Annotated in this window: 3 protein-coding genes; all 3 read left to right on the top strand. The window is 62.2% G+C overall.

Annotated features, from left to right (window positions below; genetic code table 11):
* Positions 1-488 (top strand): FixG Ig-like domain-containing protein (locus NKH38_RS33135; RefSeq protein WP_352765725.1); only part of this gene is annotated, 488 nt, incomplete at its 5' end.
* Entirely contained in the window at positions 485-982 is a 498-nt protein-coding gene (locus tag NKH38_RS33140) for a FixH family protein (protein WP_352765727.1), read from the top strand. The genes NKH38_RS33135 and NKH38_RS33140, both read left to right, overlap by 4 nt.
* Positions 979-2,454, top strand: a 1,476-nt coding sequence (locus NKH38_RS33145; RefSeq protein WP_352765729.1) for a heavy metal translocating P-type ATPase, incomplete at its 3' end; no start/stop codon positions are given. The genes NKH38_RS33140 and NKH38_RS33145, both read left to right, overlap by 4 nt.

Raw genomic sequence — 2,454 nt, forward strand, 5'->3', positions numbered from 1 at the left:
TGTTTTCGGACAGGGTGGCGCATTTCCATATCCGCAAGATCTTTCGGCCACGAACCTATGTCTACATGGCCATGTGGTCGCTGATCGGGCTGGGCCTGCTCTTTTCGCTGCTGACGCGCGACCGGCTCGAAATCAATGTCCTGCACGACCGCAACCCGCAATTCGTGACGCTCTCGGACGGCTCGATCCGCAATGGCTATACCGTCAAGCTCTTGAACATGATCCCCGAACCGAGAACGATTATCGTCACCCTCGGGGGTTTGCCAGGCGCGGAGATGAGCATCGTTGGCGTCGATCTCCCCGCCGATCGCTCCTTTGCAGTCCAGGTCGAACCCGACCGGCTGAAGATGTTGAAGGTTTTCGTGCGCCTGCCCGCCGACCAGATTCATGGCCAGGCGCAGACCTTCACATTCCGGGTCGAAGACAAGGTCAGCTTCGAGTCCAACGAATACACCGCCACCTTCAACTCGCCGGAGATCGCCAGATGACCGCCACCACGCGAAGACCCCGCGAATTCACCGGCAGGCACATGTTGGCCACCATCCTTGCCTTTTTCGGCGTGGTCGTCGCGGTCAATCTGACGATGGCGACGCTTGCCAACACAAGCTGGACCGGCCTTGTCGTCGAAAATACCTATGTCGCGAGCCAGCAATTCAACAAGAAGGCTGAAGAAGGCCGTGCGCAGGCAGCGCTTGGCTGGACCGGCCAGTTGACCATCGCATGGGGTGAAGTCCGCTATGGCATCATCGACGCCGCGGGCAAACCGGTTTCCCTGCATGGCGTGAAGGTGCTGTTTCGCCATCCCGCTTACGAGAAAGAGGATGAGTCCGTCACGCTCGCCCTCGCCTCGGGCCAGGAGTTTGCAGCACAACACGTGCCAAGGGATGGTGTCTGGATCATCGAAATAGACGCCGATACCGGCCTGGCAAAGCCTTATCGCGACGTGCGCAGGATCATGATTTCCAATGGAGCGCTGAAATGAGCTGTTGTGCACCGGGCGCTGAAATAGCGCTGGATCTGGTCAGCGGCACCTCGGTCCTGCCCTCCAGCCAGGAAATCAGGCTGGCGAGCCGATCGCTTGGCGACGACCTTCATCAGACCGACCTTTCGGTGCCGACCGTTCATTGCGGCGCCTGCATCCAGACGATCGAGACGGCGTTGGGAAAACTCGATCACGTCGAGGCAGCTCGCGTGAACCTGTCAACCAAGCGGGTCTCAGTCCGCTGGCGCGGCGACGAGGCTCCACCGTTGGTCGCTGTGCTCGGCCGGCTCGGCTATCAGGCGCATTTGTTCGAAGCCGAGATTGATGCAAAGGACAAGATGCTTTCGGAGCTTATCCGCGCCGTCGCTGTTGCCGGCTTCGCTGCGGGCAACATCATGCTGCTCTCGGTGTCGGTCTGGTCCGGCGCCGAGGGCGCCACCCGCGACCTGTTCCACTGGGTCTCGGCCCTGATCGCCATTCCTGCGCTGGCCTTCGCCGGCGGCATCTTCTTCAAGTCGGCGTGGAATGCGTTGCGCCACGGCCGCATGAACATGGACGTGCCGATCGCCGTCGGCGTGTCGCTGGCCTACGCCATGAGCCTCTATGAGACGATCACCCATGGCGACCACGCCTATTTCGACGCGTCGGTATCGCTGCTGTTCTTCCTCCTGATCGGTCGCACGCTCGATCACGTGATGCGGGAACGCGCCCGCACCGCTGTAAAGAGCCTGTCACAATTGGCCGCGCGCGGCGCCATGGTGCTGCGCGGCGATGGCGCTCGGGGCTATCTGCCGGTGGCCGAGATCGAACCGGGCATGCTGTTGTTGATCGCCGCCGGCGAAAGAATCCCGGTCGATGGCAAAATTGTGCGCGGGACATCGGACGTCGACTGCTCCCTGGTCTCCGGCGAGAGCACGCCCAGTAGCGTGGCGCCGGAAGACACCGTGCAGGCCGGCGTCCTCAACCTTACCGGTCCGCTGACGGTAGAGGCCACAGCCGCCGCGAAGGATTCGTTCCTGGCGGAAATGGTTCGGCTGATGGAGGCCGCCGAAGGTGGTCGCGCCCGCTATCGCCGTATCGCCGACCGCGTGTCGGCACTCTACGCGCCCGTGGTTCATCTCACCGCGTTGGTAACATTCACGGGCTGGATGGCGGCGACCGGCGACTGGCATCGGGCGATGACGATTGCCATCGCTGTTCTCATCATCACATGCCCCTGCGCGCTTGGCCTCGCCGTTCCAATCGTTCAGGTGGTGGCCGCGCGGCGCCTGTTCGAAAACGGCATCATGGTCAAGGACGGCTCGGCCATGGAGCGCCTGGCGACGATCGATACAGCCGTGTTCGACAAGACCGGGACGCTCACGCTTGGGAAGCCACGGCTCGTCAACGCAGCTTCGATTGATCCCGCCATGCTGGCAATCGCTGCCAACTTGGCCGCGCATTCGCGTCATCCATATTCAAAGGCCATTGCC

The organism is Mesorhizobium sp. M1078, assembly GCF_040318615.1.
Classification (GTDB): domain Bacteria; phylum Pseudomonadota; class Alphaproteobacteria; order Rhizobiales; family Rhizobiaceae; genus Mesorhizobium.

What these genes read in the sequence shown, in the direction of transcription:
- NKH38_RS33140 (WP_352765727.1), top strand. Translation starts at nt 485, where the DNA reads ATGACCGCCACCACGCGAAGACCCCGCGAATTCACCGGCAGGCACATG.